This window comes from Paraburkholderia graminis (assembly GCF_003330785.1).
Lineage (GTDB): Bacteria > Pseudomonadota > Gammaproteobacteria > Burkholderiales > Burkholderiaceae > Paraburkholderia > Paraburkholderia graminis.
The window spans coordinates 180075-200105 of sequence record NZ_CP024934.1 but is presented as its reverse complement, the minus strand read 5'-3'; the positions used below and the strand labels follow the sequence as shown (position 1 = coordinate 200105).

20 protein-coding genes are annotated in these 20031 nt (G+C 63.1%); 13 read left to right on the top strand and 7 right to left on the bottom strand.

Going from position 1 to position 20031, the window contains the following annotated elements:
* Window positions 1-250: 250 nt before the first annotated feature.
* Window positions 251-1276: a serine/threonine protein kinase gene (locus CUJ91_RS00860; RefSeq protein WP_114155698.1), complete on the bottom strand. Its 1026-nt coding sequence runs from the start codon at window positions 1274-1276 to the stop codon at window positions 251-253.
* 96 nt (window positions 1277-1372) lie between these two features.
* On the bottom strand, window positions 1373-1585 hold the full coding sequence (locus CUJ91_RS00855) for a hypothetical protein (protein WP_006050502.1): 213 nt from the start codon (window positions 1583-1585) through the stop codon (window positions 1373-1375).
* A gap of 416 nt (window positions 1586-2001) precedes the next feature.
* Between CUJ91_RS00855 and CUJ91_RS00850 the strand changes: the two genes are divergently transcribed.
* The gene (locus CUJ91_RS00850; RefSeq protein WP_244230958.1) at window positions 2002-3276 is read left to right on the top strand and encodes an MFS transporter; all 1275 of its coding nucleotides are present in this window, start codon (window positions 2002-2004) and stop codon (window positions 3274-3276) included.
* A 325-nt stretch (window positions 3277-3601) separates the two neighbouring features.
* Window positions 3602-3787 carry a hypothetical protein gene (locus CUJ91_RS00845; RefSeq protein ID WP_006050504.1) on the top strand — a complete coding sequence of 62 codons (186 nt, stop codon included), beginning with the start codon at window positions 3602-3604 and terminating at the stop codon, window positions 3785-3787.
* A 78-nt stretch (window positions 3788-3865) separates the two neighbouring features.
* On the opposite strand, the gene mgrA is transcribed toward CUJ91_RS00845, so the two are convergent.
* Window positions 3866-4909, bottom strand: a complete 1044-nt coding sequence (gene mgrA / locus CUJ91_RS00840; protein WP_006050505.1) for an L-glyceraldehyde 3-phosphate reductase — start codon at window positions 4907-4909, stop codon at window positions 3866-3868.
* Between the two features lie 210 nt (window positions 4910-5119).
* Here mgrA and CUJ91_RS00835 point away from each other — a divergent pair, with 210 nt between their 5' ends.
* The gene (locus CUJ91_RS00835) at window positions 5120-5326 is read left to right on the top strand and encodes a DUF3185 family protein (RefSeq protein ID WP_006050506.1); all 207 of its coding nucleotides are present in this window, start codon (window positions 5120-5122) and stop codon (window positions 5324-5326) included.
* An 80-nt stretch (window positions 5327-5406) separates the two neighbouring features.
* Here the strand turns inward: CUJ91_RS00835 and CUJ91_RS00830 are convergent, their stop codons facing one another.
* Complete coding sequence (locus CUJ91_RS00830) at window positions 5407-6168, bottom strand: phytanoyl-CoA dioxygenase family protein (protein ID WP_114155697.1); 762 nt, start codon at window positions 6166-6168, stop codon at window positions 5407-5409.
* Window positions 6169-6677: 509 nt separating this feature from the next.
* Between CUJ91_RS00830 and CUJ91_RS00825 the strand changes: the two genes are divergently transcribed.
* Window positions 6678-7049: a hypothetical protein gene (locus CUJ91_RS00825; protein WP_006050508.1), complete on the top strand. Its 372-nt coding sequence runs from the start codon at window positions 6678-6680 to the stop codon at window positions 7047-7049.
* An 82-nt stretch (window positions 7050-7131) separates the two neighbouring features.
* Here the strand turns inward: CUJ91_RS00825 and metK are convergent, their stop codons facing one another.
* Window positions 7132-8322: a methionine adenosyltransferase gene (gene metK, locus CUJ91_RS00820; RefSeq protein WP_006050509.1), complete on the bottom strand. Its 1191-nt coding sequence runs from the start codon at window positions 8320-8322 to the stop codon at window positions 7132-7134.
* 273 nt (window positions 8323-8595) lie between these two features.
* On the opposite strand from metK, the gene CUJ91_RS00815 reads away from it, so the two are divergent.
* The 9 genes from CUJ91_RS00815 (at window position 8596) to hslU (ending at window position 17991) form a co-directional block, all read left to right on the top strand.
* Window positions 8596-9480 (top strand): lipid A biosynthesis lauroyl acyltransferase, encoded by an 885-nt coding sequence (locus CUJ91_RS00815; protein WP_029969470.1) that lies wholly within the window; start codon window positions 8596-8598, stop codon window positions 9478-9480.
* A gap of 35 nt (window positions 9481-9515) precedes the next feature.
* The gene (dapF, locus tag CUJ91_RS00810) at window positions 9516-10379 is read left to right on the top strand and encodes a diaminopimelate epimerase (protein WP_044021421.1); all 864 of its coding nucleotides are present in this window, start codon (window positions 9516-9518) and stop codon (window positions 10377-10379) included.
* Between the two features lie 93 nt (window positions 10380-10472).
* Complete coding sequence (locus CUJ91_RS00805) at window positions 10473-11192, top strand: DUF484 family protein (protein ID WP_114155696.1); 720 nt, start codon at window positions 10473-10475, stop codon at window positions 11190-11192.
* Between the two features lie 72 nt (window positions 11193-11264).
* Window positions 11265-12188 (top strand): tyrosine recombinase XerC, encoded by a 924-nt coding sequence (xerC, locus tag CUJ91_RS00800; RefSeq protein WP_107709152.1) that lies wholly within the window; start codon window positions 11265-11267, stop codon window positions 12186-12188.
* Window positions 12189-12278: 90 nt separating this feature from the next.
* Window positions 12279-13481, top strand: a complete 1203-nt coding sequence (locus CUJ91_RS00795; RefSeq protein WP_114155695.1) for a class I SAM-dependent rRNA methyltransferase — start codon at window positions 12279-12281, stop codon at window positions 13479-13481.
* Between the two features lie 210 nt (window positions 13482-13691).
* Window positions 13692-14807 carry a CobW family GTP-binding protein gene (locus CUJ91_RS00790; protein ID WP_114155694.1) on the top strand — a complete coding sequence of 372 codons (1116 nt, stop codon included), beginning with the start codon at window positions 13692-13694 and terminating at the stop codon, window positions 14805-14807.
* 608 nt (window positions 14808-15415) lie between these two features.
* Window positions 15416-15835, top strand: a complete 420-nt coding sequence (gene dksA / locus CUJ91_RS00785; protein WP_006050516.1) for an RNA polymerase-binding protein DksA — start codon at window positions 15416-15418, stop codon at window positions 15833-15835.
* A 263-nt stretch (window positions 15836-16098) separates the two neighbouring features.
* Entirely contained in the window at window positions 16099-16635 is a 537-nt protein-coding gene (gene hslV / locus CUJ91_RS00780) for an ATP-dependent protease subunit HslV (RefSeq protein ID WP_006050517.1), read from the top strand.
* Between the two features lie 9 nt (window positions 16636-16644).
* Window positions 16645-17991 (top strand): ATP-dependent protease ATPase subunit HslU, encoded by a 1347-nt coding sequence (gene hslU / locus CUJ91_RS00775; RefSeq protein WP_029969460.1) that lies wholly within the window; start codon window positions 16645-16647, stop codon window positions 17989-17991.
* 95 nt (window positions 17992-18086) lie between these two features.
* Here hslU and CUJ91_RS00770 read toward each other — a convergent pair whose 3' ends face one another.
* Window positions 18087-18629 carry a response regulator transcription factor gene (locus CUJ91_RS00770; protein WP_006050519.1) on the bottom strand — a complete coding sequence of 181 codons (543 nt, stop codon included), beginning with the start codon at window positions 18627-18629 and terminating at the stop codon, window positions 18087-18089.
* The gene (locus tag CUJ91_RS00765; RefSeq protein WP_006050520.1) at window positions 18626-19936 is read right to left on the bottom strand and encodes an ATP-binding protein; all 1311 of its coding nucleotides are present in this window, start codon (window positions 19934-19936) and stop codon (window positions 18626-18628) included. Before CUJ91_RS00765 ends, CUJ91_RS00770 begins: the two co-directional genes overlap by 4 nt.
* Window positions 19937-20031 lie beyond the last annotated feature (95 nt).

Below are 20031 nucleotides of genomic sequence, written 5' to 3'. Positions count from 1 at the left end.
GCACAGCACGCGCGCGCTCGCAAACCGGCAGCGAAGGAATTCGAAAAAGGAGAAAGCAGACGGCTCCGGCTTGCGCTCGGCAGCCGCCCCATTGAGAGGCTGGCTGGCAGTCACAGAGGAGGAGAAATGTGACAGGAAGCTGGCGACGCCCTTCAATTGAGAATGGCTATCATTACACAATTGATGCGTTTGCTCAATCGCGGCGTGCCGGGAATGTGGCGTCGGCGCTTCGGTTCACACGTTCACACGTTCACACGGGCCAGAGCGGCCCTTCCTGCATCGCGCCGAGCTGCTCGCGCATTTCGAGGATGCGGTCTTCCCAGTAACGCTGCGTATTGAACCAGGGGAACGCGGCCGGAAACGCGGGGTCGTCCCAGCGTCGCGCGAGCCATGCCTGATAGTGGATGAGCCGCAGCGTGCGCAGCGCTTCGATCAGATGCAGTTCGCGCGGTTCGAAGTCGCAGAAGTCTTCGTAGCCGGCGAGCAGGTCGGTGAGTGCGCGCGACGCCTCCGCGCGTTCGCCCGGCAGCAGCAGCCACAAATCCTGCACGGCCGGACCCATGCGGCTGTCGTCGAAGTCGACGAAATGCGGGCCCGCGTCGGTCCACAACACGTTGCTCGGATGGCAGTCGCCGTGCATTCGCAACATGCGAATCTCGCCCGCGCGTTCGAAGGCGCGTTCGACGCCTTCCAGCGCGAGATTGATGACGGTTTCCCACGCGCCGCGCACGTCGTCGGGAAGAAAGCGGTGCGCGAGCAGAAAGTCGCGCGGCTCATAGCCGAAAGTCTGGATGTCGAGCGCGGGACGCTCCGTGTAGTTTTGCGTCTGCCCGACCGCATGAATCCGCCCGATAAAACGCCCGAGCCACTCGAGCGTATCCCGACGATCAAGGTCGGGCGCGCGTCCGCCGCGGCGCTCGAAAATCGAAAAGCGGAAGCCGTCGAACGTATGCAGCGTGCGGCCCTCGAACGTGCGCGCAGGCACGGCGGGAATTTCGCGCGCCGCAAGTTCGGCGACGAACGCATGTTCTTCGAGAATGGCGGCGTCGCTCCAGCGCTCCGGTCGATAAAACTTCGCGACCACGGGCGGCCCGTCTTCGACGCCCACCTGATACACGCGGTTCTCGTAGCTGTTAAGCGGCAGCATGCGCCCGTCGGTGCGAACGCCGACGGAGCCGAGCACGCTGTCGAGCGCGTCGAGTACGACTTCCGGCTGAAGCCGGGCGAAAGGCACAGCGCGCGCGGCGCCGTCCTGTGGATCGAGAATGTCGTTCATGCCCGCATTGTGCGCCGCGCCGCCGTCAAAGACGAGTGGCCCGGTTCGCGGCGCGCGTCTGCGAGATAGCGGCAGACGCGCGAAACCGCAACCGCTTCAATGCATCTGCGCGCTTGACGGACGCACGAGTTCGCCGGTGTCGATAAGGTCTTCGAGGAAAAAGGGTTCGGTGTTCAGTTGCGGCGAAGCGCCGGGCTCGCCGGCGTACCACGCCACCATGGCCATGTCGCCGAGAATGCGCATGACGATTCCGCGCGCGCCTTGCGGCACGGCGATATGCACCGATCGGACAATGGAACCGATTTGCATGATGTTTCCCCGTTCTCCCATAGCCGGCTTTCTGGATTCATGCCGGTCAAGGTGATGATAAAAGCGCCGCTTCGCCGGTAACGTTGCGTACGCACCCAAACTGCTGCGCGTGAATACGCGTGAGAGCATCTCGTCATTGTTCCCGTTTTGCGGGGCCCTTGAAAGCCGGAACTCGGGGCGCTTCACCCGTCGTTTCGCTGGATTCGTCGCGACGCGCGCATCGCAACGAGACCATCATAAACCCTGCTGGGCGCGGAGATCAAAAACGCGGAGCGTCGGCGCAACGCGCGCAGCGCTCGCACACCAGGGCGCGATTTTCAGCGTATCCTTAACTGCTTTGCATGCGCGGCGTCTCGCGAATAGCGGCCGTGATCGTGGCAATGATCATGACCCCGGCGCTTTAGAACGCTTCGACTATGCGGCCGTTTGCACTTCCGCCTTTTCCGCTTTCGTCTTTCTTCGTCTTTGCCGTGCCCAACGCCTCTCACGCCTCCCACCTCTCTTACCTCGAACGCGGCACTCGTGCCTATTGGCGCGCCAGCATCGCCTTGTTGTTTGCCGGCTATGCCACGTTCTCGTTGCTGTATTGCGTGCAGCCGCTGCTGCCGTCGTTTTCGTCGACATTCAACGTGACGCCTGCGCAAAGCAGCCTCACCGTTTCGCTGTCGACGGCCGCGCTCGCCGTCTCCATCTTCACCGCGGGCTTTGTCTCCGAAGGCTGGAGCCGTCACAAGCTGATGACGATGTCGCTGACGGCTTCCGCGTTGCTGACCATCGGCGTGTCGATTGCGCCGCAGTGGCATCAGTTGCTCGTGTTGCGCGCGCTCGAAGGACTCGCGCTCGGCGGCGTGCCGGCCGTCGCGATGGCCTATCTCGCGGAAGAAGTTCACCCCGACGGTCTGGGCCTCGCGATGGGGCTGTATGTCGGCGGCACCGCGATTGGCGGAATGGCGGGGCGCGTGATTACCGGCGTGGTCGCGGATCTGTTTTCGTGGCGCGTCGCGATCGGCACGATCGGCGTGCTAGGCATTCTGTCGATGCTCGCGTTTCGCGCGCTGCTGCCGCCGTCGCGTCACTTCGTGCCGCGGCGCGGGCTCGGCTTCACGCATCATCGCAGCGCGCTGCTGCGGCAATTCACGCGGCCGGGCTTGCCGTTGCTGTTCCTGCTCGGCTTCGTGCTGATGGGCAGTTTCGTCACGCTGTACAACTACATCGGCTACCGGCTGCTCGCGCCGCCGTATCGCCTGAGTCAAACGGAGATCGGCGCGATCTTCGTCGTCTATCTGACGGGCGTCATCGCGTCGCCCTGGTCGGGGCGCATGGCCGATACGTTCGGGCGCGCCCGCGTGCTAAGCGCGAGTCTTCTGCTGATGGGCGTGGGGCTCGCGCTCACGATGCTGAGCGCGCTTGCGGCGATTGTCGGCGGCATTGCATGCGTGACGTTCGGCTTCTTCGCGGGACATGCTGTCGCGAGCGGCTGGGTCGGGCGTCTCGCGAAAGAAGCCAAGGGCCAGGCGGCCGCGCTTTATCTGCTCGCGTATTACATCGGCTCGAGCGTGATCGGCTCATATGGCGGCCATATGTGGGCCGGCTATGGATGGAGCGGCGTTGCCGGACTCGTTGCCGCGCTGCTCGTGATCGGTCTGCTCGCGGCGTTCAGATTGCAGCGGCTCGACTCGGCTCACGGTTGAGTCGAACACGACTCGATCGCGACTTGGCCGCGACGCGCTCGCCGACCGCGCCGACGATTCACCTCGCATCGAAAATCGATAAAAAGTAAGGGGTGCGTAAGCAAACGCTTCACTTTTTGCGGCGTATTTTGCTGCGCCGCCACAAGCGCCGCGAGCCTTGCAGGCGTTGGCTTCTGCGGCCTGCGAATAAGCGTCGCGAAGCTCGTGGACGCGGCTACGCCGCTTCAGGCGTCATCTATACTCAAATCGAGCGTTGGCACTGCACGGCTCTTGAACAGAGCTGCTGTTTGGCGGCCACACGCGGCCAATACAACAGGAGACGAGTATGACGACCTACTTCACGATTGGCGACTTCATCCTGGTCATTCCGATGGCGCTTGCCGGGGCATTGTTCGTAGGCGCGCTGCCTTGCAAGACGGAGTTGCGGCACAACGCGCTGCGCGTGCTGGGCGCGCTGCTCGGCGTCGTCTTCGCAGTCGTGCTGGTCGAAGGCTTGCCCGCGCTCGTCTAGCGAAAAAAAGCCGCCTGTGCGGCGGCTTTCTGTTCATCTGTTGATCTGTTCGTTTGCAAGGCGGCAGCGTCGCCGGAATCAGATCGCCTGATCCGTCGACGGTTTCTCCCACAGATTGACGCCGCCTTCAGTCGCGTAACGATCGATCTCCGCGAGTTCCTCCTTCGAGAACGCGAGGTTCTTCAACGCGCCGACGTTTTCGCGCACCTGCTCCGCGCGGCTCGCGCCGATCAGCACGGAAGTCACGCGCGGATCGCGCAGCGCCCAGGCAAGCGCCATTTGCGCGAGGCTTTGTCCGCGACGCTGCGCGATGTCGTTCAGCTTGCGCACGTGCTCGATGTTCTGCTCGCTCAAATGTTCCTGCTTCAGTGATCCGCCGCCCGGCTTGTTGACGCGCGCGTCTTGAGGCACGCCGTTCAGATACTTGCCGGTCAAGAGGCCCTGCGCCAGCGGCGTGAACGCAATCGTGCCCGCGCCGACCTGTTCGAGCGTGTCGAGCAACTCACGTTCGATCCAGCGATTCAGCATGTTGTACGCAGGCTGATGAATCAGCAACGGCACCTTGTATTCGGCGAGCAGCTTCGCCATTTCGAGCGTCTTGCTTGCCGAGTACGACGAAATGCCGATGTACAGCGCCTTGCCCTGCTGCACGGCGCTGGCCAATGCGCCCGCGGTTTCCTCGAGCGGCGTGTTCGCGTCGAAGCGATGCGAATAGAAAATGTCCACGTAGTCGAGGCCCATGCGCTTAAGACTCTGATCGAGACTCGCGAGCACATACTTGCGCGATCCGCCGCCTTGTCCGTACGGACCCGGCCACATGTCCCAACCCGCCTTCGACGAAATCAGCAGTTCGTCGCGATACGGCTTGAAGTCGTCCTTGAAATGACGGCCGAAGTTCGTCTCCGCGCTGCCGTACGGCGGCCCATAGTTGTTGGCGAGATCGAAATGCGTGATGCCGAGGTCGAAGGCGGTACGCAGAATTTCGCGCTGCGTCGAGAGCGGCGTGGTGTCGCCGAAGTTGTGCCACAAGCCGAGCGACAGCGCGGGAAGTTTGAGACCCGTCTTGCCGCACACGCGGTACTGCATGTCCGAATAGCGTTCTGAAGCTGCTTCGTAAGCCATTGCTAGTGTCCTTGATGATGATGTCGCCCGGTGATTTCGGGCATGGGCAAGCGCATTCTGCGGGAGGCGTGCCGCTGCGATCTGTTTTTATAGGCGGCGAGACCGCTATGGTAGCCAATCGACGCGATGCGTGCAGACGCCCGCCATGCACGATGGACGAGTGCTTGCAGGTCCCCTACACTTTCGCCGACCAGGCTTAGGGAGCATTCAATGGCGAAGGCGATTTCGATTGCGCTGATTGTCGGCGGCGTATTGCTGCTGTACTTCGGCGGACAGGCATTCAATTCGGTGAGCAGCGACGTCTCGCGCGTATTTACGGGTTCGCCGACGAACAAGGCGATCATGCTGATTGTCGGCGGCGTCGTGGCAACGCTCGCGGGAATTACGGGCATGGCGTTGTCGGGACGCAAGCGCTAGCCGGCTAAGCGGCGGCGCCAGGGTTAAACGCTCTCGCGCGTGCGTTTGGCGCCGTCACAAAGCGCTAGTGAATCGTCGGATCAGAAAGCAATTTCAGGCTTCGCGGCCGACCGCGTTCCGGGCAACGGCACATTGCTCGCGCCGTGATACGTGTAGACGAGCGAGAACTTCACGCGGTCGCTCAGATTCTTGCCCGCCGAGTGCAGCGTATTGCAGTGGAAGAACACCACGTCGCCGGCTTTCAGTTCGGGCGAAACGGCCGCGCGAATCCACGCCTGGTTTTCCTCCAGATCGGAGCGGAAGAACTTGGCTTCGTCGAAACGATCGCCGGTGAATGGCGCGCTGTGCGAGCCGGGCACGAGCCATAGCGCGCCGTTGTCGACGGTTTCGTCGCCCAACGCAAGCCACACCGAAACGAGATCGTCGCGTTCGAACGACCAGTAACGCACGTCGCGATGCCAGCCGGTCAGGCTGCCGTACGCCGGGTGCTTGGTCATCATGCAGTTGTGATGCGCGCGCGACAGGCGCGGCTCCTCGCCGAAATACAACTCCATCCAGCCGCGAATCTCGGGCGCGGTCGCCCATTGCGCGAAACTGGGATCGCGGCCGTAGGCGTCGAGCAAACGCCGCACGGTATGACCGCCGGGCGCGAGTTTCGACGACGGCGCGCCGGGATATTGCAGATCCGCTTCGAACTCGATCGGCGCGGCGGCTTCTTCAAGTTGACGTTGCGCGATCTGCTTCATCTGCTCGCAACGCTCGGCCGACACGAGACCCGGCACGACGACAAAACCCTGCTCGCGCAACGTGTGAATCTGCTCTTTCTTCGAATGGAGTGACATGGTGATCCGTGACCGTCGACTAACCGATCTTCGATTGTAAAACGGGCGCGATCATACCGCGTGCTGTTTCACCGTCGCGCGTCGACATGAAGTTGATGCAGGTCCGCAATGCCGCGCACTATTTGCAGGCGGCGTGCGGCTTGCCGACGCACGCGGGCTGTGCGGGCACGCACGGTAACGTGCATGAAGAGTGTCCGCGAAACCCGTGTGCACTTGCCCTTTGCCGCTCTGCGAACTACGTATGAACCCTCATCCGCAGGGTAAAAACCGACTTTCAGACGTCATGAATCACGTGTAGCCTGCACGCATGTTGATCGCTATTCCCGTCTGTTTTCGCGTCCCACGGGCCATGAAGCCCAAGGCGCTGTTCTCCGCGCAGTTCCCCGCCGCGCAGTTTTCCACCGGATTCCGGGCTCCCGAACCATCTATCGCGAGACCGCCATTGGCACGCTTGGTGCTGCTATTGGGCGCACATTTCGTCGCGCGACACGCTGCCTACTTGTGAAGCCATGCATACTCTTCTGAGCACACGTTTTACCCGAGCCGCCCTCAAAGCCGCCCGTCCGGCGCGCCGCCATGTCGTGCGCGCGCTGCGTCATCACGCCACGCGCACACGCGCCTTGGGCGAACAATGGCGCGACACGAAAGCCGTCGACGGCATTCGCACCTGGTTCAACACATTCTTCTCGGCCTTGCGTACGCGAGGCGGTTCGCGCCGCTTCTCGCTGCGCACGCTGCTGCGCAAGCCGACGCCGCTGCGCCTCACCGCAGCGCAGCGCGCGCCGGTTGCCGTGCCGTCGCAAAGCACCAGTCGCCGTCCGCGTCGTATGTCGACGAACGGCAGCACGGGCTGGTTCGCGTTCGCTTTCGCGAGCCGCTAGGAGCCACCACGAGCGCCAAATAAAAAACCCTGCGCGGCGCAAGCCGGCAGGGTTTTTCGCATTCAGACGCCTGAATCTAGCGTTAGTCCGCCAGCGCAGCGACCGGCTCAGTGCCGGCGGCCTCCGCGAGGGCCAGCGCCTTGTCCGTGGCTTCCCACGTGAATTCCGGCTCTTCGCGGCCGAAGTGGCCATAAGCCGCGCTCTTCTCGTAGACCGGACGCAGCAGGTCGAGCATCTGAATGATGCCCTTCGGACGCAGATCGAAATGCTCCTGCACGAGGCGCGTGATCGTCGCGTCCGACACGCGGCCGGTGCCGAACGTGTTGACCATGACCGACGTGGGCTGCGCGACGCCGATCGCGTACGACACCTGGATCAGGCAGCGCGACGCGAGGCCCGCGGCCACGATGTTCTTCGCGACATAGCGGCCGGCGTAAGCGGCCGAACGGTCGACCTTCGACGGGTCTTTGCCCGAGAACGCGCCGCCGCCGTGCGGAGCCGCGCCGCCGTACGTATCGACGATGATCTTGCGGCCCGTCAGACCGCAGTCGCCTTGCGGACCGCCGATCACGAACCGGCCGGTCGGGTTCACGAGGAACTTGATGTCGCCCTTGATGAGTTCAGCCGGCAGCGTCGGCTTGATCACCTCTTCGATCACGGCTTCGCGCAGCGTATCCAGATCGATGTCCGGCGAATGCTGCGTGGAGAGCACGACGGTGTCGATGGAATGCGGCTTGCCGTCCACATACCGCACGGTGACCTGCGACTTCGCATCCGGGCGCAGCCAGGGCAGGCGGCCGTCGCGGCGCAGATTCGCCTGACGCTCGACCAGACGATGCGACAGGTGGATCGGCAACGGCATCAGCTCAGGCGTTTCTTCGCATGCGTAGCCGAACATCAGGCCCTGGTCGCCGGCGCCCTGGTCGAGGTTGTTGTCGTGCGCGCGATCCACGCCCTGAGCGATGTCCGGCGACTGCTTGTCGTACGCGACCAGCACCGCGCAACCGCGATAGTCGATACCGTAGTCGGTGTTGTCGTAACCGATGCGCTTGATCGTGTTGCGCGCGATCTGGATGTAGTCGACGTTGGCAGTGGTGGTGATTTCACCCGCGAGCACGACGAGACCGGTGTTGCACAGCGTTTCCGCTGCAACACGCGAGTACTTGTCCTGCGCCAGGATGGCGTCGAGAATCGCGTCCGAAATCTGGTCCGCGACCTTGTCGGGATGGCCTTCTGAAACGGATTCGGAGGTGAAGAGATAGTCGTTTGCCACGTTGCAGACTCCTGTTATGTGGTTACGGTTAATGTTCACGTAGCCAGCTTCGGGAGCCTGAAGCGGCGACGCTTTAGCGGATTACCTGACTGGCAGGCGCTTATCACATGGATCGCGCCGCCTGGCTTCGCCCCGCAAGTTGTCTATTAACTCGGCGAAGCCCTTATTATAGCGACTTCCGATGATTGTCACAGAGTGTCTACGAGTGCGGTATTACGTCAACTTCTCCGCTTTCCTTAAATGCATCACGCCGAGCGCCTTCCAGGAGGTCACATGCTGAGCCGCCTTGGTCCCCGGCTCGCGATCGGCCTTCTCAAACTGTTTGCACTATTGCCGTATGGTTTCATCGCCCGCCTCGGCGACGGACTCGGCTGGCTGCTCTATCAGATTCCGAGCCGCCGCAAGCGCATCGTCCACATCAATCTGAAACTGTGCTTTCCGGAGTGGAACGACGAGCGCCGCGAAGAAGTCGCGCAGAAGCATTTCCGTCACGCGATCCGCAGTTACCTTGAGCGCAGCGTCCAATGGTTCGGCTCCGCGAAGAAGCTCGAAAAGCTGATTCAGGTCGACAGCGCAATCGATCTGACCGATCCGAACCTGCCGCCCACGCTGTTCCTCGGCTTTCATTTCGTCGGCATCGAGGCGGGCTCGATCTTCCTCAATTACTCGCTCAAACGTCAGTGCGGCTCGCTGTATCAGCCGATGTCGAACCCAGAACTCGAGGAGGTCGCCAAGGCCGCGCGCGCCCGCTTCGGCGCGGACATGGCAAGCCGCGCCGACAGCGCGCGCATCGTGCTGCGCTGGCTGCGCGAGCGCAAGCCGGTGATGCTCGGCGCCGACATGGACTACGGCGCGCGCAATTCGACTTTCGTGCCGTTCTTCGGCGTGCCGACCTGCACGCTGACCGCCGTCGGCCGCCTCGCGAAAGTCGGTCACGCGCAGGTCGTGCCGTTCATCGGCGAAGTGCTGCCGAACTACAAGGGTTATCGGCTGAGGGTGTTCAAGCCGTGGGACAACTACCCGACCGGCGACGACGACGCGGACGCGCGGCGCATGAACGCGTTCCTCGAAGAACAGATTCCGTCGATGCCCGAGCAGTACTACTGGGTGCACAAGCGTTTCAAGACGCGGCCGCCCGGTGTGCCGAGCGTGTATTGAGGGCGCTCGAGGGGCGCGTCACTTACAATAGCGTGATGAAACTGAAATTCACCAAGATGCACGGCGCGGGTAACGACTTCGTCGTGCTCGACGGCTACACGCAAGCGCTCAACCTGACGCCGGAGCAGGTGCGCGCGCTCGCCGACCGCCATTTCGGCGTCGGCGCCGACCAGTTGCTGCTGGTCGAAAAGCCTACCGTGGATGGCGTCGATTTCAGGTATCGCATCTTCAATTGCGACGGCGGCGAAGTCGAGCATTGCGGCAACGGCGCGCGCTGCTTCGTGAAGTTCGTGCGCGACAGCGGGCTGACCGATCAGCGCAGCGTGCGCGTGCAAGTGCAGAACGGCACCATCACGCTGACCATGCAGGAAAACGGCGAGGTGCTCGTCGACATGGGCTCGCCGGTGTTCGAACCGGAACGTGTGCCTTTCGCCACCAAAGGTCTCCAGGGACGTCGCGAAGGCGCGGATACGCTCTGGCCGCTCGACGTGAACGGCACGACGCGCTGGATTTCGGTCGTGTCGATGGGCAATCCGCACGCCGTGCAAGTGGTCGACGACGTCGAGGCGTTTCCGGTGCTCGTCGAAGGTCCGGTGATCGAGCGGCACGCGCGCTTTCCGCAAAAGGTGAACGCGGGCTTCATGCAGATCGTCGGCCGGAGCGAAATCAAGCTGCGCGTCTATGAGCGCGGCGCCGGCGAAACGCTGGCGTGCGGCACGGGCGCATGCGCGGCGGTGGCCGCGGGCATTCGGCGCGGACTGCTCGACGCGCCGGTGCTCGTTCACACGCACGGCGGCAAGCTCACCATTTCGTGGGACAGTAATAAGGAAAGCGAACCGCTGCTGATGGCGGGTCCGGCCACGACCGTTTTCCAGGGCGAGATCGAACTGGCCGACTGAACGTGTCGCCTTCGATCGCGCATGAACGATTCATTAACTCACTGACCGACGCGTCGCATGAAGGCGTCGTCCTGTAGTCCTTTAGCCGAAACCATGAACGATCGCGAAGTCGCCGAATACCTGCTCGCCAATCCCGAATTCTTCGCCGAACACGCGGAAGTGCTCGCCACCATCCGGCTCGCAAACCCGCACGGCAAGGCCGCGGTGTCCCTGCAGGAGCGGCAGATGGAAATGCTGCGCGACAAGAACAAGCATCTCGAACGTCGTCTCGCCGAACTGCTGCGCTACGGCCACGAAAACGACAGCATCGCCTCGAAGTTCAACCGCTGGACGATTCGCGTGATCGCCGAGCGCGATCCGTACGCGCTGCCGCGTACCGTCGCCAATGGCCTGCGTGAGATTTTCGACGTGCCGCAAGCGGCGCTGCGCGTGTGGGACGTCGCCGAGCCGTATGCTCAGGCCGACTTCGCGCGCCACGTCGGCGAAGAAGTGCGGATCTTCGCGAACAGCCTCGCAGCGCCTTACTGCGGCGCGAACACCGGTTTCGAGGCGGCGCAATGGCTCGTGCCGGCTGCCGGCAGCGCCGACGAAAACCCGTCCGGCGGCGCTGCGCCGGAGCCCACGCACGTCACCGAATCGATTGCACTGCTCGCGTTGCGCGACCCGGAAGCCAATGAAGAAGCGTCGGCCTTCGGCCTTCTCGTGATGGGCTCCGCGGACGCGCGCCGCTTCCACGACGGCATGGCGACCGACTTCCTCACGCAGATCGGCGCGCTCGCAAGCGCCGCGCTGAGCCGTCTGCTGCCGCGCTGAACGCGCGAGCGCACGCGTCCGCCGTCAGCAAAAGTTAGCCGAACCCTGCTCGATCAAGCCAAACCGCCCATCGTGACCGAAACCGACTTCATCGCCGCGTATCTGTCGAATCTCGAGCACGAGCGGCGGCTGTCGGCGCACACCTTGCGCGGCTACACGCACGAACTCGAACAATTGCGGCTGCTGGCGAAAGGCCGGCCGCTCGAAAGCCTGACCGCTGTCGATATTCGCGGCGCCGTGTCGCGCGCGCACGCGGGCGGGCTAACGGCGCGCTCGATCAGTCACCGTCTGTCGGCGTGGCGTGCGTTTTACCGCTGGCTCGCGGGCCGCATCGATCTGCCGGCCAACCCCGTCGCCACCGTGCGCGCGCCCAAGCAGCCCAAGGCGCTGCCGAAGGCGCTGTCCGTCGACGACGCGAACCGCCTGATGGAAAGCCCGCCTGCCGCATCGGCGGAAGGTTTGCGCGATCACGCGATGCTCGAACTGTTCTACTCGTCGGGGCTGCGTCTGTCGGAACTCGTCGGTCTGGACGCCCGTTTCGCCGACGCCGACGGTTATCGCTCGGCCGGCTGGCTGAAGCTCGATTCCGCGGAAGTCGAAGTGCTCGGCAAGGGCAAGCGGCGCCGCATCGTGCCGGTCGGCAGCAAGGCGCTCACCGCGCTGAACGCGTGGCTCGCCGTGCGCGATCAGATGGTCAAGCACGATCCGCATCCGCTCTTTCTGTCGGCGCGCGGCAATCGCCTGTCGCCGAACGTCGTGCGCGAGCGTGTGAAGCGCGCGGCGCTGCTCGCCGGCATTCCGGCCAATGTGCATCCGCACGTGCTGCGGCACTCGTTCGCGACGCACGTGCTGCAGTCGAGCGGCGACCTGCGCGCCGTGCAGGAATTGCTCGGCCACGCGAGCATCACCGCGACGCAGGTGTACACGGGGCTCGATTTCCAGCACCTCGCGCGCGTCTACGATCAGGCGCATCCGCGCGCCAAAAAACGCGACTGACGCCGCCCTTGCGGCTCGATAGTCACCGCCCTTGCTTCATCCGCCGCGCGCGCAGCAGTTTGCGCGGCCCTTGCTTCTGCTGACACCCTCATGAATATCGTTACGCTCAAACCGTCGAAAGAAAAATCGCTGCTGCGCCGCCATCCGTGGGTCTATGCGAACGCGATTGACCGGATCGACGGCAATCCCGCGCCGGGCGCGACCGTGCTCGTGCGCGCGCACGACGGCCGGTTTCTCGCGCGCGCCGCCTACAGCCCGCACTCGCAGATCCGCGCGCGCGTCTGGAGCTTCGACGAAAGCGAGCCGATCGACCACGCATTCTTCAAGCGCCGCGTGCAGCGCGCGCTCCTCCATCGTCAAACGATGGTGCGCGACACCGGCGCCGTGCGGCTGATTTTCGGCGAAGCGGACGGCCTGCCGGGCCTGATCGTCGATCACTACGTCGCCGAGGACGAAGGCCAGCGCAGCCAGCTCGTCTGCCAGTTCATGGCGGCGGGCGTCGAGGCGTGGAAGGAGGCGATCGTCGCCGCGCTCGTCGGCGCGACCGGCTGCCCGAACGTCTACGAACGCTCGGACGTGTCGATTCGTCAGAAGGAAGGGCTAGAACAGACGACCGGCGTGCTGGCGGGCGAAGCGCCGTCGGAAGCGCTGATCGCGAGCGAAAACGGCGTGCGTTATCACGTCGACGTGCGCAACGGCCACAAGACCGGCTTCTACGTCGACCAACGCGATAACCGCCTGCTCGTGCAGCAGCTCGCGCAGGACCGCGACGTGTTGAACTGCTTCTGCTACACGGGCGGTTTCTCGCTGGCGGCGCTCAAAGGCGGTGCCAAGCGGGTCGTTTCAATCGATTCGTCCGGCGAGGCGCTCGCGCTCGCGCAGCAGAACGTGGCGGCGAACGGCTTCGACGCCGAGCGCGCGACCTGGCTCGACGCGGACGCGTTCAAGACGCTGCGCCGCCTCTACGACGAAGGCGAGCGTTTCGACCTGATCGTGCTCGATCCGCCGAAATTCGCGCCGTCGCGCGAGCATGTGGACCGCGCGTCGCGCGCGTACAAGGACATCAACCTGACCGGGCTGAAGCTGCTGCGCCCAGGCGGCCTGCTGTTCACCTACTCGTGCTCCGGCGCGATCGATTCCGAGCTGTTTCAGAAGATCGTGGCAAGCGCGGCCGCGGACGCGCGCGTCGACGCGCGGATTCTCAAGCGTCTTGGCGCCGGGGTGGATCATCCGTTGCTCACAGCATTTCCGGAAGGCGAATACCTGAAGGGCCTGCTGTTGCAAATCGCCTGATCGCCTATAACTTCACGGTTATTTCGCAGCGGGACGCGAGCGGCGGCGGCCCGGCCGTGCCGGCTGCCAGCGCCGCGTGGGCAGATATGTTTCAATAACCGGCTAGACAGGCTGCGCGCCGCGAGGTTGCCGCGCCCGGCTCATGCATACCGCTATGCATCCGCTAAGCATACGATTACGCATCGTTTCACGACTCTATAGGCGAACAACATGATCCCAGTCACCATCCTGACCGGCTTTCTCGGCAGCGGCAAAACTACCCTGCTCAAGCGCATCCTGAACGAAAAGCACGGCATGAAGATCGCCGTGATCGAGAACGAGTTCGGCGAAGAGAACATCGACAACGAGATTCTCGTGCAGGACACGAGCGAGCAGATCATCCAGATGAGCAACGGCTGCATCTGCTGCACGATCCGCGGCGACCTTTCGCGCGTGCTGAGCGATCTTGCGGCGCAGAAGCAGTCGGGCAAACTGGACTTCGACCGCGTGGTGATCGAAACCACCGGCCTCGCGAATCCCGGCCCCGTCGCCCAGACCTTCTTCATGGATGACCAGATCGCCAGCGAATTCCTGCTCGACGCGATCATCACGCTGGTCGACGCGAAGCACGCGAATCACCAACTGGACGAGCACGAAGTCGTGCAGCGCCAGGTGGGTTTCGCCGATCGCCTGTTCATCACGAAGGCCGATCTCGTCGACGAAGCGCAACTGGGCGATCTGCGCCACCGTCTGCTGCATATGAATCCGAAGGCGGCAATCAAGGTCGTCAATTTCGGCGACGCGGACATCAAGGAAATCTTCGACCTGCGCGGCTTCAATCTGAATTCGAAGCTCGAGATCGATCCGGACTTCCTCGTTGAGGACGAACACGCGCATAACCACGCGCATGCGCACGACGAGCACGGCCACACGCACGGCCACGATCACGACCACGCAAATTGCGATCATGACCACGGCCATTGCGATCACGAAGGCCATGAAGGCCATGAAGGCCACGATCATGCGCATCATCATCACGCGCATCACGACGACAAGATCAAGTCGTTCGTGTACCGCAACGATCGTCCGTTCGATCCGAACAAGCTCGAAGACTTTCTCGGCGGCATCCTGCAGATCTACGGCGAGCGCCTGTTGCGTTACAAGGGCGTGCTGTACATGAAGGGCGTCGACCGCAAAGTCGTGTTCCAGGGCGTGCATCAGATGATGGGCAGCGACCTCGCGGCCAAATGGCAGCCGGCCGAGAAAAAGACCAACAAGATGGTGTTTATCGGCATCGAATTGCCGCAAGATCTGATTACCGACGGCCTCGACGCCTGCCTCGCCTGAGCGTCGCGCCTGGCAAAAGCGTATTGGTCTGCTGTTACTCGGGGCGCGGGGGCCAAATGGCCGCCGCGAAATGTGCGGTGGCGCACATGTATGAAAAACGCGTGAAAACCCTGCTGTATTAGTGGGCGCTCAACCATCGCTTTTTGACCGTTCGCGCGTTATATTTTCGGGATACCAGTGCGCCGCCGAGGGATTTCCACCAGTTGCGGCGCCGGATTGTGATTCAGTTACAATACGTGCCCACTGGAGAATGAGAACGATTTGCCCGGTCAGTGCGCGGTGATTACATATTGCGCAGTGGGGCGCACCGGGCTTGTAGCGGCGCCGGAAAATCTTGTCCGGGGAACTCGCCGACAATACCCGCCGCAGCAGCCCGAGGAGGCTCGCTGCCCGGGAGCAAATACCTCAGGAGCATTTGAGAACCGGTTTCCAGAGGAGTTCGGCCCCGCATTGGCGTTGCGACGCCCGAGGTGGGCGTGAGGCGCTTCGGCGTCACGACAGTTCATCGTCCGTGTCAGCTTGTGCTCAACGTCCCAGGCGCCTTGCGGGCAATACGAAAGTGCGGGCACTATGTAAGAGTTTTGCCTCACATTGAAGAAGTAAGCCAGATGACGACGAAACGACTCTTGACCGAAGCCGAAATCCTGAAGATGAGCGACAAGGATTACATGAATGAGGATCAGCTCGCTTTCTTCAAGAACAAGCTCGAACAGCTGCAGGCGGAAATTCTCCGCAATGCCGGCCAGACGACCGAGAACCTGCGCGAAACAGTAATCGTGCCGGACCCGGCCGACCGCGCAACGATCGAGGAAGAGCATGCACTCGAGCTGCGCACGCGCGACCGCGAGCGCAAGCTGCTGAAGAAGGTGCAGCAGTCGCTCGCCCGCATCGACTCTGGCGACTACGGCTGGTGCGAAGAAACCGGTGAGCCGATCGGCATTCCGCGTCTGCTCGCGCGGCCCACGGCCACGCTGTCGCTCGAGGCGCAGGAGCGCCGCGAACTGCGCCAGAAGCTGTTCGGCGACTGAACGCCGGCGGCGCGGCTTCGGCGCCGCGCCCACAAACGCTGCTTCGTCGAGAGGCGCACGGTGATCCGTGCGCCTTTTTTCTTTTGTCCTATCCCATTTGCCGGCTCTTGATATGCCCGCGCGCGCCCTAAAATAAATCCGACATGCGCTGCACGAGCGCGCGAGGCGGCTCACTTCCCGCGTCGCGCGCCGTCTGCTTCCAGGATTCATGCGGTCGCGCATCGCGCTGCCGCGTCCTACCCGCTTTGCAAAGAGGAACGCATATGGAGCAATTTCACGGCACGACGATCGTCTCCGTGCGCCGCGGCGACAAGGTCGCGCTCGGCGGCGACGGCCAGGTGACGCTCGGCAACATCGTCATGAAAGGCGGTGCGAAGAAGGTCAGGCGCATTTACAACGGCAAGGTGCTGGTCGGTTTCGCGGGCGGCACGGCCGACGCGTTTTCGCTGCTCGACCGCTTCGAGGCGAAGCTGGAAAAGCATCAGGGCAATCTCACGCGCGCCGCGGTCGAACTCGCGAAAGACTGGCGCACCGACCGCATGCTGCGCCGTCTCGAAGCCATGCTGATCGCCGCCGACGCAACCACCACGCTCGTCATCACCGGTAACGGCGACGTGCTCGATCCGGAAGGCGGCATTTGCGCGATCGGTTCGGGCGGCGCGTATGCGCAGGCCGCCGCGAAAGCGCTCGCCGACAACACGGAGTTGTCGCCGCGCGAAATCGTGGAGAAGTCGCTGGAGATTGCCGGCGACATGTGCATCTACACGAACCACAACCGCGTCATCGAGACGATCGAGTAAGGACCCACGATGAGCACCATGACCCCTGCCGAGATCGTCTCGGAACTCGACAAACACATCATCGGCCAAGGCCGCGCGAAGAAAGCGGTTGCCGTGGCGCTGCGCAATCGCTGGCGCCGTCAGCAGGTCGACGACCCGCTGCGTCAGGAAATCACGCCGAAAAACATTCTGATGATCGGACCGACCGGCGTCGGCAAAACCGAAATCGCGCGGCGCCTCGCCAAGCTCGCCGACGCGCCGTTCATCAAGATCGAAGCCACCAAGTTCACCGAAGTGGGCTACGTGGGCCGCGACGTCGACAGCATCGTGCGCGATCTGATCGAGATTTCGGTCAAGCAGACGCGCGAATCGGAAATGCGCAAAGTGCGAACCAAAGCCGAAGATCAGGCCGAAGACCGCATTCTCGACATTCTGTTGCCGAGCGCGCGTCCGGTCGGTTTCGGTTCCAGTTCGAGCACGATCGACACGGCCGACGAAGGCAGCACCACGCGCCAGACTTTCCGCAAGCGTCTGCGCGAAGGTCTGCTTGACGACAAGGAAATCGAGCTCGACGTCGAGCAGCCGCAAGTCGGCATGGACATCATGGGGCCGCCGGGCATGGAAGACATGACCGAGCAGATCCGTTCGATGTTCGCGAACATCGGCGGCGGCAAGAAAACGCGCCGCAAGATGAAGGTGAAGGAAGCGCTGAAGGTTCTCACCGACGAAGAAGCCGGCAAGATGCTCAACGACGAAGAGGTGAAAACCAAAGCCGTGCAGAACGTCGAGCAGAACGGCATTGTGTTCCTCGACGAAATCGACAAGATTGCGTCGCGCAATGAAGCCGGCGGCGGTGAAGTGTCGCGTCAAGGCGTGCAGCGCGATCTGCTGCCGCTCGTCGAAGGCACCACCATCAACACCAAGTACGGCATGGTGAAGACGGATCACATTCTGTTCATCGCGAGCGGTGCCTTTCATCTCGCGAAGCCGAGCGATCTGATCCCCGAACTGCAAGGGCGTTTTCCGATTCGCGTGGAGCTCGATTCGCTGTCGGTGAACGACTTCGAGTCGATCCTCGTGTCGACGGATGCGAGCCTCGTCAAGCAATACCAGGCACTACTGGCAACCGAAGACGTGCATCTGGAATTCGCCGACGACGGCATTCGCCGTCTCGCGGAAATCGCTTATTCGGTGAACGAAAAGACGGAGAACATCGGTGCACGCCGTCTTTACACGGTCATCGAAAAGCTGCTGGAGGAAGTGTCGTTCGCCGCCGGCAATCACTCGGGACGCACGGTGCAGATCGACGCGGCGTATGTGGATCGCGCGCTGAACGAAGTCGCCGAAGACGAAGACCTGTCGCGCTACGTGCTGTGATGTAACGCCGAAGCGACGAAGCAAAACGGGCCGCCTGCAGAAAGGGCGGCCCGTTTTCTTTGCGCCACATCAAACGATGCGGCGATGAAGGCAACTTACTGCTTGACCGGCCGCTTCGCGAGTTTGCGCTGCAAGGTCCGGCGATGCATGTTCAACGCGCGCGCCGTCGCCGAAATATTGCCGCCGTGCTCGGCCAGCACGCGCTGAATGTGCTCCCATTCGAGACGCGCAACCGAGAGCGGCGTGGGATGCTCGATCGCCTCTTCCGCCTGCAGCGCACTCGCCTCGCTTTGCAGCGCCGACAGAATGGTTTCGACGTTCGCAGGCTTCGCCAGATAGTTGTCGGCGCCGTCTTTCACCGCTTGAACCGCGGTAGCAATGCTCGCGTAACCGGTCAGCACGAGCATGCGCGCGTCGGGTTGCAGGTCGCGCAACGGCGCGACGAGCGTGAGGCCCGAGTCGTTGCCAAGATGCAGATCCACTGTGATCTGACTGAACTTCTGCTGGTTGGCCAGCCTGATCGCTTCGTCCGCGTTGTGAGCTTCGCTCACCGTATAGCCGCGCCGCGTCAAACCGCGCGCGAGGATACCGGAGAACACTTCGTCGTCGTCGATCACCAGAAAATTCATCTCGCTCATGCCTGTTTCTCCGTGTTGGATGGCGCGGCGCCTTGGCGGCCCGGGCCGGAACTTTTGCGACCGGTGAGCGGCAGCCGCAAGACTGCGCGCGTGCCACGCGGTTGGGTCGCATTGACGTCCGTCAATTCAATCGATCCTTTCAGGCGCGCCGCCGCCGAAAACGCCAGGTACAGGCCGACGCCGTGCCCGCCTTGCGTGCTGTCCACCGGCATCGCTCCGAGTGAGCCGCGCAGCGCAGCCGGAATGCCGGGGCCCGCGTCGCAGACTTCGAATTCGATCTGATCGCCGCGCGCCGTGAGCCGGCACGACAGCGTGACGTGATCGCGGCTCGCGCGCGCGGCGTTGTCGAGCAGAATCGTCAGAATCTGGCTGACGGCTACCGTGTCGTCGAGACTGACATCCGCGGGCGGAGCGCCGAGCCGCTCGAACTTCACATGCGGATGGCGCAAGCGCCATTGCTCGGCGAACGATCCGAGCCACTCGTCGACCGGCTGGCGATTGGTGGCGGTCGTTGCACGGCTCCTCAACCTCGCGAGCGCGGATGTGCACAAGCTCATCTGCTGTTCGAGCAGTTCGAGATCGGCGCTGTATGGCGCGAGCCCTTTGTCGGTACGCGCCGCGTCGCGCAATTCTTCGGACAGCATTGCAATTGTAGACAGAGGCGTGCCGATTTCGTGAGCGACGGTAGCGGCCTGGACACCGAGCGCGACCGCGCGTTCGTCCTGGAGCAAGCGCTGCTGCGCTTCTCCGAGCGCTGCGTCACGTAGCCGCAGGGCTCGCGACATGCGCGCGACGAACCACGCGATCAGCCCGACGCTCACCATGAAGTTGACCCACATGCCGGCACGGTAGTAGTCGAACAGGTTGGCCGGGTTGTCGAGATTCAGCGGCACCGAATCGAAGCCGAGGACTGCATAGCAGGCCACGGCGAACGCGGCGAGCCACGCCATCAGTCGCCAGGGCAGCACGGCCGCCGCGATGGCAAGCGACGGCAGGTACAGCGAGACAAAGGGATTGGTCGTGCCGCCGGACAGAAACAGCAACGCGGACAACGCGCCGAGATCGACCCAGATCTGGCCGAACAGCTCCATGTTCGACTCGGGCCGCTGCTGCGTGACGCGCCACCATGTGAGTGCGTTAAAGATCACCTCGAGCGCGATGACGAGCAGCATGGCCGGCAACGGCAAATGCACGCCGATGAAGATCTGCACGAACGCGATGGTCAGCAACTGCCCGATGATCGCAAGGCTGCGCAGCCAGAACAGATGGCCGAGATTGACGCGGCCGGTGTTGGTTATACGATGCATGACTTCAGTTCACTTTACCCGTTCGGACGCTTCCCAATAGTGCCGCCGCAGCCCGGTGATACTATAGCTTTCTCTGTTAGCGCCTCGCGCCGATC